This window comes from Marinobacterium sp. BA1 (assembly GCF_041155135.1).
In the GTDB taxonomy this organism is placed as follows: domain Bacteria; phylum Pseudomonadota; class Gammaproteobacteria; order Pseudomonadales; family Balneatricaceae; genus Marinobacterium; species Marinobacterium iners.
This window is the reverse complement of the sequence record NZ_BAAFHC010000001.1, coordinates 1146820-1160825: the sequence shown is the minus strand read 5'-3', so window position 1 is coordinate 1160825 and position 14006 is coordinate 1146820. Positions and strand designations below refer to the sequence as shown.

Below are 14006 nucleotides of genomic sequence, written 5' to 3'. Positions count from 1 at the left end.
TTAAAGGCCGCCAAAGCGTTTGTAAAAACGGGGCGCGGGTTCAGGCAGTGGGCCATCCGCGGTTTCCTGGGTAGCCGCCAGCCATTGATCGGCTCCGGAGTAAATCCGGCGGTAGATATTCCGACACAGCACCCGCGCTGATGTACCGGCCCAGTCGGCAGGCAGCAGCTTTTCGGGGAGCAGCGGGTCACGTAGCAGCAATCGTCGGTAATGGTGGATCAACAATGTGCGCAGCTGAAAGCACTGTTCCGGGTCAAGATTTTCGGCAGACTCCAATGCACGCAGGATCGGACGAAATCGGTCAAGAAACTGCTTATAGTCCTCTGCCAGTTGCTGCAGATTCCAGCATTCATGCACCAACTGTTTCAGCGCAGCCGACGTTTGGGTTGTACCCACCATCTCAGCACGCATATGGATCACTTCAGCCTGAACGCACAGCTCCTGCAGGGTGTTATAGAGCTCCTGCTGATCAGCCATCGGGTGTGCCATGATGCTCGGCGCAATGTTACCGAAACCCTGCCACTCAAGCTCTTTCTTCAGTACCTTGCGCAGCTCGTTATCCAGCTGGGTGGCGAGCACCATGTCCCACTTGCCGTCCCACTCGGGGTAGAGTTCGGCGTAGATGCGACGAAAGGCACTCTCAAAGCGGCGCCGACCGGAATCGGTCAGGGTGTAGTAGCTGCGGCGGCCAATCTGATTGGAGGTCAGCCAGCCGTCTTTGGTCAGACGAAAGATGGAAGTGCGCACCAGTCGCTGATTCAGGCCCAGTGGCTCCAGCAGATTGATCAGGCTGCCCAGCCACACGGTACCGCCACGGGGCGCGATGGCATCACCAAAAATGGTGATGATCAGCGATCCGCCTCGGATGGGCCTCTGTTCCTGGAACTCCTGAACAAGTTCTTCAATACAGCGCAGTCTGGTCATCAAAAATGTATCATTTTCGTTAAGAAGCAGGGGATTCTATGTTGAACCCGGGGCGGGCATCAAGGAAAACCCCTGCAAACCTCAGGCGCGCGAAAGGTACTTGCCGGTTTCTGTGTTGATCTTGACCTTCTCACCCGCTTCGAGGAACTCGGGTACCTGCAGTTCAAGGCCGGTTGCAAACTTGGCCGGCTTGGTGCGACCAGTCGCGCTGGCTGCTTTCATGCCCGGTACGGTTTCGATGATTTCCATCACCACGGTGCCGGGTACTTCAATAGTCATCACCTTGCCTTCAACCAGCAGTGCCATGATGTTTTCCATGCCATCCATCAGGTAGGGCAGCTGTGCTTCGATCGTGTCGGCATCAATCATGTACTGGCTGTAGTCTTCTGAATCCATGAAGGTGTACAAATCACCTTCCTTGTACAGGTAGGAGCACTTACGCCGTTCGAGCTGCGCTTCCTTGAGCATGTCGTCGCCGGTGAAGGTTTCTTCATACTTGCCGCCACCGGGCAGCTTGCTGAAGCGCATCCGATACAGGGTCTGGGCGCCGCGTGCTGTCGGGCTCTTTACATCGATCTGCTGTACCAGCATGTACTGGCCATTGAGTTCGATCAGGTTACCGCGTTTGACATCTGCCGCTTTGGGCATGGTGATACTCCACACAGAAGTGAGAAACAGGTCGCCATTTTATGAGAAAAAACGGCGGCGGCACAGTAGTCCATCAGCTTATGCGACGCTTGAGCCCAGACTCGTTAATGATGCGGGTCGCAATCTCTTCAATGGAAAAATTGGTAGTGTTGATACAGGGTATGTTTTCCTTCTGGAACAGTCGCTCAACGGTACGGATTTCAAAGTCGCACTGATCCAGCGAGGCATAACGGCTGTTGGCGCGGCGTTCGTGACGAATGGCTGCCAGCTGAAAGGGATCGATGGTCAGGCCATAGAGTTTATGCCGGTGCTGCTGAAGGCATTCAGGCAGGCGGCTGGCCTCCATGTCCTCTTCTGTCAGTGGGTAGTTGGCCGCACGGATTCCAAATTGCAACGCCATGTAGAGGCAGGTAGGGGTTTTGCCACAGCGGGATACACCCACTAGTATAATGTCGGCCTTGTCATACTGGCGGGTTCGGGCACCATCATCGTTATCCAGTGCAAAATTGACTGAGTCGATGCGGTCCTTGTAGCGATCCATCTCATTGATCGCATGAGACTTGCCAACTGAATAGGAAGAGTGAGTTTCCAGCTCTGACTCAAGCGGCTTCAGGAAGGTGGAGAAAACGTCGATCTTGAAGCCGTTACAGGTGGCCAGCAATTCACGAATCTCGTCATCGACAATGGTATCAAGCACGATGGGAGGTTTGCCGTCCTCCTCTCCCTGGCGGTTGATGCGCTCAACAACGGCCTTGGCTTTATCAATCGTGTCTACATAAGGCAGGGTGATCTTTTCGAACCGAATGGCCTCGAACTGTGACAGCAGGCTGTTTCCCAATGTCTCAGCCGTGATGCCAGTGCCATCAGAGATAAAAAATGCGGTTCGTTTCATCAGTGGGCCTCAAGTGTCGACAATTGAAAGCATGGGTCTGTGATCAGAAGCGCGATTTTAACAGATAAAGTGGCGGTTGTTTTTGTAGCAAAATTACATTTCGCGACAGCCAAGATTTTTGCGCTTATCTGCAGTATCATCCGGTTTTTCCGGTCAATAATAATAACAATGATCCTTACGTCAAACAGCTCAGATTCAGGAGAATTGGCTTTGCAGGATTATGTACTGCGCCTTGAACAGGCAGGCATGGGTGATGTCGACAAAGTCGGCGGTAAGAATGCATCCTTGGGCGAGATGATCCATCAGCTCAGTGATGCTGGAGTGCGTGTTCCGGGTGGCTTTGCTACCACGGCGCAGGCCTATCGTGATTTTCTGGCACAAAGCGGCTTGGCTGATCGCATCAACAAGGCACTGGATGCCCTGGATGCAGACGATACGCGCGCCTTGATTGAAACAGGCCGCAATATCCGCCAGTGGATCATGGGAGCCGATTTTCAGCCTGAGCTGAATCAGGCCATTGAAGCCGCTTGGGCGGAGATGAGTCAGGGAGAAGCGATCGCGGTTGCCGTTCGTTCCTCTGCCACCGCTGAAGATCTGCCCGATGCCTCTTTTGCCGGTCAACAGGAGACCTTTCTCAATATTCGCGGGCTTGATAACGTCAAGCAGGCGATCAAGGAAGTGTTTGCCTCACTCTATAACGACCGCGCGATCTCCTATCGTGTGCACAAGGGCTTCACTCACGCCGAGGTCGCACTCTCTGCCGGCATTCAGCGCATGGTGCGCTCTGAAACCGGTGCGTCGGGTGTCATGTTCACCATGGACACCGAGTCTGGCTTCAACCATGTAGTGTTCATTACTTCTGCCTATGGTCTGGGTGAAACCGTCGTTCAGGGCGCTGTGAACCCTGATGAGTTTTACGTGTACAAGCCCACCCTGGCTCAGGGGGCGCCTGCAATACTGCGACGTACTCTGGGATCAAAGGCGATCAAAATGATTTATACCGGTGATGGCAGTACCGGTAAGGCTGTTGAGACGGTCGATGTGCCAAAAGCTGAGCGCAACACCTTTTCCATCAATGATGCCGATGTGGAAGAACTGGCGCGTATTGCTGTAATCATCGAGAAACACTACGGTCGTCCGATGGACATCGAGTGGGCGAAGGATGGTGATGACGGCAAGCTTTACATTGTACAGGCGCGACCGGAAACCGTACGCAGCCAGAGCAAAAGCACTGTCATTGAGCGTTACCTGCTGAAGGAAAAGGGCAAGGTACTGGTTGAGGGCCGTTCCATTGGCCATCGTATCGGTTCAGGTACCGTGCGCGTGGTAAATGGTCTGGACGAAATGCATGAAGTGCAGCCGGGCGATGTACTGGTGACCGACATGACCGACCCGGACTGGGAGCCGGTGATGAAACGCGCGGCGGCCATCGTGACCAACCGCGGTGGCCGCACCTGCCATGCGGCGATTATCGCCCGTGAGCTGGGTATCCCGGCCATTGTCGGCTGCGGTGATGCAACTGAAAAGCTCAACGATGGACAGCTGGTGACCGTGTCCTGTGCCGAGGGCGATACCGGTCGTGCCTATGAAGGCAAGCTGGCATTCGAGCATCAGAGTAACAGTGTCGAGTCGATGCCAACCCTTTCATTCGACATCATGATGAACGTGGGCAACCCGGATCGCGCGTTTGATTTCCAGTCACTGCCCAATGCGGGTGTCGGTTTGGCACGACTGGAGTTCATCATCAACCGTATGATCGGTGTGCACCCCAAGGCGCTGCTGAATTTCAACGATCAACCACGCGACGTCAAGCAGGTGATTGAGCGCCGTATTGGTGGCTACGCCTCACCTGTCGATTTCTACGTCGACAAGCTGGTCGAGGGGATCTCTACTCTGGCGGCTGCCTTCTACCCGAAGAAGGTGATTGTGCGCATGTCCGACTTTAAGTCGAACGAATACGGTCACTTGATCGGCGGCGATCGCTATGAACCCAGTGAAGAAAACCCGATGCTGGGTTTCCGTGGCGCGGCACGTTACATCTCTGACAACTTCCGTGACTGCTTTGAACTGGAGTGTCGTGCACTCAAGCGGGTGCGTGACGAGATGAAGCTGACCAACGTCGAGATCATGATTCCGTTCGTGCGTACACCGGGCGAGGCCAAACAGGTCGTTGAGCAGCTGGCCGAGAATGGCCTGAAGCGCGGTGACAATGGACTGCGCCTGATCATGATGTGCGAAATTCCATCCAACGCCTTGCTGGCGGACCAGTTCCTTGAATACTTCGACGGTTTCTCCATCGGCTCCAACGATCTGACTCAGTTGACGCTGGGGCTGGACCGTGACTCCGGTATCATTGCGCACCTGTTTGACGAGCGTAATGAAGCGGTCAAGTGCCTGCTGGCGATGGCGATCAATGCCTGCCGCAAGGCCGGCAAGTACGTCGGCATCTGTGGCCAGGGGCCATCGGATCACCCGGACCTGGCGCGCTGGTTGATGGAGCAGGGGATCAACAGTGTCTCGCTGAACCCTGACTCGGTACTGGACACCTGGTTCTTCCTTGCCAATGAGGAAAAGCCTGGCGCCTGAATCTGAAGCGCCGGGCTGTGGCGATACCTTCAGTCAACAGCCCGGCAGCTCTTGTCCCATGGCAAAGGTCACAAGAGGGGATCATGACCGATAACAGGGTAGTGGATTTCAATGAGGCTGGGGACAGATGTCGCCAGGAAAAGCGGCACCAGCAGAAAGAATCGCGTGTGGAATCGATGCGCAAACGGTTTGCTGCCGCTTTGCCGGACAAGCCGACTCCCGTCAAGGACTACTTCAAGAAAAAGCGCGCTGGCAAAAAACGCTGATCTGGTTGGTTAAAACATGGAGCATGCTTTTCAGCGTACGTGATGTATGCTTTGATTAATAACAGGCATGAGCCTGATTATCCCTTTCCGGGGTAAAGTGCGAGCCAAGTCTGGGTATCACTATATGGATGATAAAGGACCAAACAGATATCAAAGTACCCCGCTTGAAAGCACTCTTTCCGTCGATCAGCTGGTCAACAGCCTGGTTAAAAGTGAGCAGGAGCTAAAAAAACAGCTCACACTTTTTTCCGCCTTCCTCGATGCGCTGCCAAATCCCATTTTTGTCAAAGACAATGAGGGCGTCTTTATTGCGTGTAATGCTGCATATGAAGAAGCGTTTGGGATTCAGCGCAAGAATTTTGTTGGCAAAACCGTTCTTGATCTTGAATACCTGCCTGAATCTGCACGCCTGGCTTTCCAGCAGGCAGACCTGAAGCTTTTGCAGAAACGCGGAGAGACGCGTGAAGAGATCGAGCTGGCCTTTAGCGACGGTAAGCCCCGTACGGTCCTCTATCAACGGAAAACCTTTGATATGGGTGATAATCAGGGTGGGTTGCTGGGGCTGATCATTGATATCTCGGAACGAAAAAGAGCGGAAGAGTTTGAACGCTTTCGCAACCGTATTCTGGAAATGCTGGCAAGCAGCGCCGTACTTGAAGATATTCTGCTTGAACTGGTGATGGGCATTGAGTCACTGTACCCGGACATGCTATGCAGCATTATGCAGACTGATATTCTGGGCAGCCATCTGTGCAACGGTATCGCCCCAAGCCTGCCTGATTTTTATAATGCAGCGTTGAAGAAGGTTGAGATCGTGCATGGTATGGGGTCATGTGGCACTGCGGCCTTTACCGGTGAGCGCGTCATCGTTGAGGATATTTCAACACACCCCTACTGGAAAACAGTCAGAAAGCTGGCGGAGCAGGCCAACTTGAAGGCATGTTGGTCTCAGCCAATCAAGACAGGCCACGGGACTGTTCTGGGTACGTTTGCCATTTATCACCGCACAACGGCTGTACCCACTGATGAGCAGATAGAAATCATCGAGCACTGTGCTAGGTTGTCCAGCATCGCGATTGAAAAAAGACGCGCTGAAAACACCATTCGTGAACTTGCCTACTATGATCATTTGACAAGCCTTGCGAACAGGAGGTTGCTGGACGACAAGCTTGCCCTCGTACTTTCAGACGAGACGTCAGCTTCAAGTTATACAGCGTTGATGCTGCTCGATCTTGACAACTTCAAGCCATTGAATGACCAATATGGCCATGCCGTGGGTGACCAGTTGCTGATTGAAATTGGCAAGCGACTCAGCCGTCATGTACGAAGTGGGGATACGGTAGCTCGACTGGGAGGAGATGAGTTCGTGGTAGTGCTGGAGAGATTGAGCCCGGATTTCAATACGGCAGTCAGGCAGGCAAAACAGATAGCCGAAAAAATCCGAGTCGCCATAGAAACCCCCTGCGAACTCAAGTTTGTACAGGAAGATGGCAGCCTGCAGTCAGTCGTGTACCAGTGTACGGCAAGTATCGGAGCAACTTTGTTTACGGGTGGCGATTTGAGCCAAACAGAGCTGATCCGCAAGGCGGATGAAGCGATGTATCAAGCGAAGCAGTTGGGGCGCAATACCGTGAGTTATGATAATTTCTGGTGTAAGAAGAGATAGGAAGATGGCGTATCTACAGCAAGGCGCTGTAACTGAGGGAGGCTCAGATTATGCAATGGAGAGGCTTTGGTTTTACAATCATAAACGACCACAAAAAAGGCAATGATGGTCAGTCGCCACTGAAAGTCGCTTAGTCTCTATGTTTAGTGCCAACTTAAAGGGGGAGGCTTACCGCCGCAGCTTCAGCCATACTGTAGCTCTGATAAACCACCAGGCTGACGGTTTCCACTTTGAACTCGGTTAAAAACTAAAGACGCTGTTTCGCCATTGGACACCTCCTCTTCAGTGGCGAATCTACCACCTTAAGTTGGTGTCCGGAATCATTGAACCAGTACAAATAGAGAGGGCAGTTACACAAGTGTATTTACAGGCTCGATGGCAACGTTCAGGCTACCACTTTTTTCTTTATCGCCTTAGGGTTTAATATATCGGTCACCGTGCCATTTGCTAGCTCGGCGGCCAACCCGACAGTTTCATGCAAGGTGGGGTGGGCATGTACGGTCAGAGCAATATCTTCAATATCTGCGCTGAATTCAATAGCAAGACTCAACTCACCAATTAGTTCACCGGCGTTTTTACCTACGATTCCCCCACCTAACAACGTGCCTTTGCCACTGTCATAAATCAACTTCGTCTTGCCCTCACTTCTATCAGCCCCTAAGGCACGACCACTTGCACTCCAGGGGAAACTAGCAGTCGCGTAGTTAAGCCCTTTGAGTTTTGCCTCCTTTTCCGTCAGACCTGTCCATGCAATCTCCGGATCGGTGTAGGCAATAGACGGAATAGTCAATGGATTGAAGGCAGCATTGTGGCCGGCGATCACTTCCGCTGCCACATGCCCTTCGTGAGATGCTTTATGTGCCAGCATTGGGTTGCCGACGACATCACCAATAGCAAAAATATGCGGTACAGCGGTACGTTGCTGGCGATCAACTGGGATGAACCCTTGATCATCTACTTGGATGCCGGCAGACTCTACTCCAATACAGTCGCCGTTTGGGCGCCGCCCCACGGCCACCAATATTGCATCAAAAGATTCTGTCCATTCTCCGCTTTTGGTCTCCGTCGCAGTTACGTGCAGAGCATCCTCACGAGCCTCAACCCGAGTGACCTTTGTATTCAGTCTAATATCGAAGCGTTGTTGATTGTATCGCTGGTAAATACCTACCAAGTCCTTGTCTGCTGCGGGAATAAGTTGATCGGCAAATTCTACTATGGACACCTGACTACCCAGTGCCTGATACACAGTCGCCATCTCCAGTCCAATGATCCCCCCTCCCAGCACCAGTAAACGTTTAGGTACCGTGTTGAGCTGTAGGGCTTGAGTAGAGCTCCACACCCGTGGATCGTCTGGAATGAAAGGCAATGAGACCGGGCGTGAGCCGGCAGATATGATGGCGTAGCGGAAACGGATATTGGTCTGTTTGTCTCCTTGCACAACTTGCAACAAATGCGCATCGGAAAAATGGCCTTCACCTTGCACAGTGCGGATCCCTCGGCTCTTGGCCATACCCCCAACGCCTTGGACGAGTTTGGCAACTACTTGATCTTTATAGGACCTAACCCGTGTAAGATCCACCTTGGGCGCCCCCAAGGAGATACCCAGATTGCCGGCTGTGTCCACTTCAGTGAGAACTGAAGCAACGTGCAGCAACGCTTTGGATGGAATGCATCCGATGTTGAGACAAACGCCACCCAGTGTCGGATAGCGCTCTACCATGGTGACATCAAGCCCTAGATCAGCCGCACGAAAGGCTGCTGAGTAACCGCCCGGCCCTGAACCCAGAACCAGAACGTCCGTCTCAATAGTTATCGTCATACCGCCTCCTTTGCTGTTGAGCTTTATCTATCTATTGATAGAGTGGTACACTACCAACTATTCTCAGCAAACGCTATAGGGCATTAAAAACAATATGAGCAGTACAGCAGAAAAGATTATGGATGTAGCCGAGACATTAATTAGAGCACGAGGCTATCAGGGATTTGCATTTAGAGAAATAGCGGATGCAGTGGGTATTAAAAGTGCTAGCGTACACTACCACTTTCCTACCAAAGGGGACTTGGTTCTAGCTACTATGGATCGCTATGCTCAACGATTTGAATTGGCTTTAAATAACATAGATTCCAAAACCGAAGCCCCTATTGAAAAGCTGAATCAATATATAGAAATGTTTAGGAGAGAAATGCATGAAGACCGTAACTTGACACTATGTATTATGCTAGGTGCAGACATCGCAGTAGTACCAGATACCGTAGTAAAGGCGCTCAAAGAGTTTTATAGTCTTAATCTCAATTGGCTATCTACTCAGCTTTCGGAGTCCATGAACGATCAGGCGTGCCAAAACCTTACATCAAGAGCATCATACATGCTAGCTAGTTTGCATGGCGCACTAATCGGTGCTCGTTCATTAAATGAACACCACTACTTTGAAATGGTAGTTGCCGAATTGGAGCGGGAATTGATAGCCCCTAAGTAATGTCGTCTTATAAACGTATGGATAAGCCCTTTTAAAGCGATTAAAACTGCTTTTTTCTGTGTCTAGGTGCATAGAATGCATACATTTCCCCTTTTTAACCGACTGCAGCCGCCTTTTCAGGCAGTACAGACGGATTAGCCCTGTGTTTTCAATATCTGGTCAACACAAAATGTTGGCCAGTTTTTTTCGTGGTGAAATGGGGCTTCGATGATGATATCACCAACCAGTGAGCGCTCTTTCAGAAGGACACTGGCCGCAGACAGCCATTGGCTCATCTCTTCAAAAAACTGTCGGGCCAGATAGTGGCGTTCGAGCAAGTACCGGAACTTTAGAATGGTGGTGTGATCGGATATGGCCTTATCCAGTAAAGGCCTGCAAATAGCCGCATTGAAGCAATCTCGTACAGTGCGTCTTCCATAGCTGGATCACTAAAGTTGTACCATTGCTGCAAGTAATAAATCCGCAACATAGTAGACAACGTATATGGCCGGCTGTCTTGCCACTTTTGGGGTAGTGAAGCTCAATAACTGCTTCAAAACGCACACATAGGATAACCTTTTCCATTCGACCCAGGAGCTTCTCCTTGCGGGTTTATGAATGTAAGTTACTGAGCGCATTCTATGCGTCCTCGATTATGTGCAGCCAGCATTATCCCATGTGGCGGATTGATCAAACCTCCCTTAGTTCGGATGAGTGGAAACTAACGTTTACGTTGGGGCGCAATACCGTGAATATCTACTGACCCTGAAAAAATGCCAGAAACCGCTTTTCCTGTTCCTGAGCTTCGTGCAACGCAATCGGCCGGAAACGAATTTCACTGCCAGGCATTCGTTGCGCCAGCGCATCCAGACTGCGGGGCGTGACAGCACCGAGTTTGGGGTACCCGCCGACAGTTTGACGATCCTGCAGCAGGATGATTGGTTGACCGTCAGCAGGCACCTGAATGGCTCCCAAACTGATGCCTTCCGATATCAATGTCACCCCGTGATGCTCAAGTGCAGGCCCGCTCAGTCGTGCCCCCATTCGGTCACTGCGGGGTGTCAGTGTATAACAACTGCTGAAAAACCGGTGCAGCGTTGAGGACGGGAAACGGTCCAGCTGTGCACCCATAATCACATCCAGCACAAGTGGGGCAGTGTAGTCCGGTAGCCATTGCTCTGGCATCTGACGCTGTATGCCGTGCGATTTTACAGTATTGCAAGGCAGATGATCACCGGCCTGCAGTGCAGAGCCGTCTCCCCGCAAGCCCCCTGTGCCTTCACGCACCAATGTCGAGTTGCTGCCACCGAGCCCCGGGGTAAGTGCAAAGCCTCCCTTTACCGCCAAGTAGACGCGGACGCCGGAGGCCGGATGACCCAATACAAGCCGATCACCCGGCTTCATATTCAGTGCCGTCCAACGAGGCTGTGGACTTCCGTTGATGTGAAGGCTCGTATCTGCTCCGGTAATGGCAATTTGAAGGTGAGTCTCAGCCATGCATTCAAAACCGCCAAAGCTGATTTCCAGTGCCGCTGTATGCCAGGGATTACCCACCAAGCGATTGGCCCATGCCCAGGCGTGGCGATCCATTGGACCGCCACAGGCCAGCCCCTGATGCATAACACCGCGGCGGCCGGAGTCCTGCAGTAAGGTCATAAAGCCGGGCTTGATAATGCTCAGGCCAGGTAAATCGGCTGTCATCGGGCAAAGCCTCCGTCCAGTTCACCACCCAGCGCGAGATACTCATCGCGGTCAATGGGGCGAAAACGCACACGTTGACCTGCCTGAAGCAGGCTGTTTGGCTCACGTCGGGTGTCAAACATGGCTAGCGGAGTACGGCCAATGATATTCCAGCCACCGGGTGAGTTGCGTGGGTATATTGCAGTCTGTGTATCCGCAATACCCAGAGAACCGGCAGGCACATTTTGGCGCGGAGTAGCCAGGCGGGGTGTTGCAATGCTTTTCGGCACTTCACCCAGATAGGCAAAACCGGGAGCAAAGCCGATGGCAAAAACATGGTAGGTCTGCGCCGTGTGCAGTTCGATGACCTGCTCGGTGCTGATGCCGGCACGCCCGGCAATTCGCTCCAGGTCTGGCCCCACAGATGGATGATAGAACACGGGGATGTTCACCAGCGGTGGCTCTTCATTCTCGTCCGTGTCATGCAGGGATGAGAGTATCGGAGCGACCGTTGCCATCAGGCTGGCCAAGTCATCCTGCAACAGGTCGTAGCGCAACATGATGCTGGTGTAGGAGGGCGCGCAGTCGATCAGGCGATTGCCAAGCTCTGCGCTCAACCGTCGGGTTGCCGTGTGAACCTTCTGTGTCAGCGCCAGCTCGATCCGGTCACCGAAATGCAGGGTGATGGTATCGACTCCGGTAATCTCATATCGCCACAGCATTGCGCTGTCCTTCTGTGAGTGCTCTGAGGATTTACAGCATCATTTTACATGCAAAACCGTCATAAACAGGTACCCTATACAGTTGAATCGCGTAGACAGACAGTGGCCCCGAGCGGGTGGAGTGTATCAATGGTCGAAACCGGCTGCTTTAACAAGCTGAAAGTGATCCGAGAAGTGGATTTTGGTGTGTATCTAGAGGGCGGAGCCGAAGGCGGCATTCTTCTGCCAAAGCCAGAGGTGCCTGAAGGAACGCGCTTGGGCGATCGGCTGCAGGTGTTCGTTTATCTGGACTCTGACGACATGCCGGTGGCGACCCTGCGACGCCCAAGGGCTCAGGTAGGGCAGTTTGCCAGCCTGAAAGTGGTTGATGTCAACAAGGTCGGCGCCTTTCTGGATTGGGGGCTGCCGAAGGACCTGTTCCTGCCGTTCAATGAGCAGGTAAAACCGTTAACGATTGGCGATTATGTCACCGTTTACCTCTACCTCGATAACACCAACCGCATCGCGGCCAGCGCCAAACTGGAAAAGCATCTGGAACCGGGCGATGACTACACTCAGGGCCAGTTGGTTGAGCTGCTGGTGGTGCGGCCAACCGATATTGGCTATCAGGTGATTATCGATAACCGTGCCATGGGACTGCTGCAGCATCAGGATATCCACCGACCGGTACGCCCCGGTCAGCGTATGCCCGGCTTCATCAAGCAGGTGCGAGACGAAGACGGCAAAATTGATGTGATGCTGGAAAAGCCCGGTTATGCCCGTATCGATCCGCTGTCCCAGCAAGTGCTGAAATACCTGGAGAGCCGTGATGGTTTTTGCCCGCTGGGGGACAAGAGCGACCCCGAGGCCATCCGTGACCTTTTTGGTGTAAGCAAAAAAGCCTACAAGATGGCGCTTGGCCAGCTGATGAAGGCCGGACGCATCCGTCAGGATGAAACCGGTATCCACCTGATCTGAGCTGGCCGTCAGCTGGAGCTGACGGAGGGCTTCAGATCGCTGACCAGTGCCCGCGTCAGTTCAGCGGCAGGGATGGAGCTGCAGCCTGTGACATTCTGCCCGGCCCACAGTGGCGAAAAATCGCCGCTGTCCAGGCGTTCGGCTTGTGCACGCAGAGGCGCCGATGCAGCTGTCGCAAGAGGAAAGGGCGGGGCTGACGGATTGAACGGTCCCAGTTCTCGTATCATGCGGTTTACAATGCCGCGAGCGGGGCGGCCACTGAACAGGTTGGTCAGTACTGTCTGGCTTGCCCCCGGCGACTGCAACGCGGCTCGATGTACCGCCGACGTGTTGGCTTCAGGGCAAAGAAGGTAGGCGGTTCCTACCTGAACGCCGTCAGCCCCCAATGCCAACGCCGCCTGAACTCCTGCTGCATCCGCAATACCACCAGCGGCAATGACCGGTACTTTGACCGCGGCCTTGATCTGCGGCAGCAGCGCAAAAGTGCCAACCTGGGTACTGATCTCTTCACTCAGGAACATGCCGCGATGTCCGCCGGCTTCCAGTCCCTGAGCAATGATCGCGTCGACTCCGTTTTGCGCAAGCCAGCACGCCTCCTCAACTGTGGTCGCCGATGAAATGATACTGGCACCGCTGCTGCGTACCTGCTCCAGCAGCGATGGTTCAGGCAAGCCAAAATGAAAGCTCACAACCTCTGGTGCCAATTCGGTCACCAGATCGGCCATCACCTTATTGAAGGGCAAGCGACCAGGTCCAGCTGGGGCGCTCGGTACCTCCAGGCCCAACTCTGCATACCAGTGCATAAACTGCTTCAGCCAGCGCTGTTGCCCCTCGGGATCAGGTTCCGGTGGTTGATGACAGAAAAAGTTCAGATTAACAGGACGGTCAGCTCGGGCGCGAAAGTGGGTGACGGCATCTCGTACAGCATCAGGCGTCAGCATGGCGCAGGGGATAGAGCCCAGCGCGCCTGCGCTTGAAACGGCTGCAGCAAGTTCCCATCCTTGTACACCCGCCATCGGTGCCTGAATCAATGGAAACTGGATATTAAACAGGGATTGCAGCGCTGACATGGCACTCCTCCATAGATGGCTGTTCATGAAAGTGCATCTACTATACACATTCATCACACGCCTGGCTTTTAGACCTCAGTTCCAGAGCTTGATTTTGTACCTGTCAGCCCACAGGATGAATGATCCATGCGGATCAACA

At 53.1% G+C, this 14006-nt stretch carries 12 protein-coding genes and 1 pseudogene; 5 read left to right on the top strand and 8 right to left on the bottom strand.

What is annotated here, in order from left to right; translation table 11 throughout:
• The 3 genes from paaX to ACAM29_RS05630 form a co-directional block, all read right to left on the bottom strand.
• Positions 1–924 (bottom strand): phenylacetic acid degradation operon negative regulatory protein PaaX, encoded by a 924-nt coding sequence (paaX, locus tag ACAM29_RS05640; protein ID WP_206841469.1) that lies wholly within the window; start codon positions 922–924, stop codon positions 1–3.
• Between the two features lie 81 nt (positions 925–1005).
• Positions 1006–1572, bottom strand: coding sequence for an elongation factor P-like protein YeiP (gene yeiP, locus ACAM29_RS05635; protein WP_206841472.1), 567 nt, complete (start codon positions 1570–1572; stop codon positions 1006–1008).
• A gap of 73 nt (positions 1573–1645) precedes the next feature.
• The gene (locus ACAM29_RS05630; protein ID WP_206841475.1) at positions 1646–2464 is read right to left on the bottom strand and encodes a pyruvate, water dikinase regulatory protein; all 819 of its coding nucleotides are present in this window, start codon (positions 2462–2464) and stop codon (positions 1646–1648) included.
• Positions 2465–2674: 210 nt separating this feature from the next.
• Here ACAM29_RS05630 and ppsA point away from each other — a divergent pair, with 210 nt between their 5' ends.
• From ppsA to ACAM29_RS05615, 3 genes are all read left to right on the top strand, one after another.
• Entirely contained in the window at positions 2675–5050 is a 2376-nt protein-coding gene (gene ppsA, locus ACAM29_RS05625; RefSeq protein ID WP_369623485.1) for a phosphoenolpyruvate synthase, read from the top strand.
• Between the two features lie 83 nt (positions 5051–5133).
• Complete coding sequence (locus ACAM29_RS05620) at positions 5134–5316, top strand: tRNA (uracil-5-)-methyltransferase (RefSeq protein WP_091824254.1); 183 nt, start codon at positions 5134–5136, stop codon at positions 5314–5316.
• Positions 5317–5440: 124 nt separating this feature from the next.
• Positions 5441–6982 (top strand): diguanylate cyclase, encoded by a 1542-nt coding sequence (locus ACAM29_RS05615; RefSeq protein WP_369623484.1) that lies wholly within the window; start codon positions 5441–5443, stop codon positions 6980–6982.
• 385 nt (positions 6983–7367) lie between these two features.
• Here ACAM29_RS05615 and lpdA read toward each other — a convergent pair whose 3' ends face one another.
• A complete protein-coding gene (gene lpdA / locus ACAM29_RS05610; RefSeq protein WP_369623483.1) occupies positions 7368–8801 on the bottom strand; it encodes a dihydrolipoyl dehydrogenase in 1434 nt (477 codons plus the stop codon).
• A gap of 94 nt (positions 8802–8895) precedes the next feature.
• Between lpdA and ACAM29_RS05605 the strand changes: the two genes are divergently transcribed.
• The gene (locus tag ACAM29_RS05605) at positions 8896–9459 is read left to right on the top strand and encodes a TetR/AcrR family transcriptional regulator (protein ID WP_369623482.1); all 564 of its coding nucleotides are present in this window, start codon (positions 8896–8898) and stop codon (positions 9457–9459) included.
• A 296-nt stretch (positions 9460–9755) separates the two neighbouring features.
• Here the strand turns inward: ACAM29_RS05605 and ACAM29_RS05600 are convergent.
• From ACAM29_RS05600 to pxpB, 3 genes and pseudogenes are all read right to left on the bottom strand, one after another.
• Positions 9756–10050, bottom strand: a pseudogene (locus tag ACAM29_RS05600) (transposase); the annotation flags it as partial.
• Positions 10051–10194: 144 nt separating this feature from the next.
• Positions 10195–11139: a biotin-dependent carboxyltransferase family protein gene (locus ACAM29_RS05595; RefSeq protein ID WP_369623481.1), complete on the bottom strand. Its 945-nt coding sequence runs from the start codon at positions 11137–11139 to the stop codon at positions 10195–10197.
• Positions 11136–11840: a 5-oxoprolinase subunit PxpB gene (pxpB, locus tag ACAM29_RS05590; protein WP_206841488.1), complete on the bottom strand. Its 705-nt coding sequence runs from the start codon at positions 11838–11840 to the stop codon at positions 11136–11138. Before pxpB ends, ACAM29_RS05595 begins: the two co-directional genes overlap by 4 nt.
• Positions 11841–11969: 129 nt before the next feature.
• Between pxpB and ACAM29_RS05585 the strand changes: the two genes are divergently transcribed.
• Positions 11970–12797 (top strand): S1 RNA-binding domain-containing protein, encoded by an 828-nt coding sequence (locus ACAM29_RS05585; RefSeq protein ID WP_369623480.1) that lies wholly within the window; start codon positions 11970–11972, stop codon positions 12795–12797.
• A gap of 8 nt (positions 12798–12805) precedes the next feature.
• Here ACAM29_RS05585 and ACAM29_RS05580 read toward each other — a convergent pair whose 3' ends face one another.
• Positions 12806–13867, bottom strand: a complete 1062-nt coding sequence (locus ACAM29_RS05580; protein WP_369623479.1) for an NAD(P)H-dependent flavin oxidoreductase — start codon at positions 13865–13867, stop codon at positions 12806–12808.
• Positions 13868–14006 lie beyond the last annotated feature (139 nt).

What these genes read in the sequence shown, in the direction of transcription:
- paaX (WP_206841469.1), bottom strand. Translation starts at nt 924, where the DNA reads ATGACCAGACTGCGCTGTATTGAAGAACTTGTTCAGGAGTTCCAGGAA.
- yeiP (WP_206841472.1), bottom strand. Translation starts at nt 1,572, where the DNA reads ATGCCCAAAGCGGCAGATGTCAAACGCGGTAACCTGATCGAACTCAAT.
- ACAM29_RS05630 (WP_206841475.1), bottom strand. Translation starts at nt 2,464, where the DNA reads ATGAAACGAACCGCATTTTTTATCTCTGATGGCACTGGCATCACGGCT.
- ACAM29_RS05620 (WP_091824254.1), top strand. Translation starts at nt 5,134, where the DNA reads ATGACCGATAACAGGGTAGTGGATTTCAATGAGGCTGGGGACAGATGT.
- ACAM29_RS05615 (WP_369623484.1), top strand. Translation starts at nt 5,441, where the DNA reads ATGGATGATAAAGGACCAAACAGATATCAAAGTACCCCGCTTGAAAGC.
- lpdA (WP_369623483.1), bottom strand. Translation starts at nt 8,801, where the DNA reads ATGACGATAACTATTGAGACGGACGTTCTGGTTCTGGGTTCAGGGCCG.
- ACAM29_RS05605 (WP_369623482.1), top strand. Translation starts at nt 8,896, where the DNA reads ATGAGCAGTACAGCAGAAAAGATTATGGATGTAGCCGAGACATTAATT.
- ACAM29_RS05595 (WP_369623481.1), bottom strand. Translation starts at nt 11,139, where the DNA reads ATGACAGCCGATTTACCTGGCCTGAGCATTATCAAGCCCGGCTTTATG.
- pxpB (WP_206841488.1), bottom strand. Translation starts at nt 11,840, where the DNA reads ATGCTGTGGCGATATGAGATTACCGGAGTCGATACCATCACCCTGCAT.
- ACAM29_RS05585 (WP_369623480.1), top strand. Translation starts at nt 11,970, where the DNA reads ATGGTCGAAACCGGCTGCTTTAACAAGCTGAAAGTGATCCGAGAAGTG.
- ACAM29_RS05580 (WP_369623479.1), bottom strand. Translation starts at nt 13,867, where the DNA reads ATGTCAGCGCTGCAATCCCTGTTTAATATCCAGTTTCCATTGATTCAG.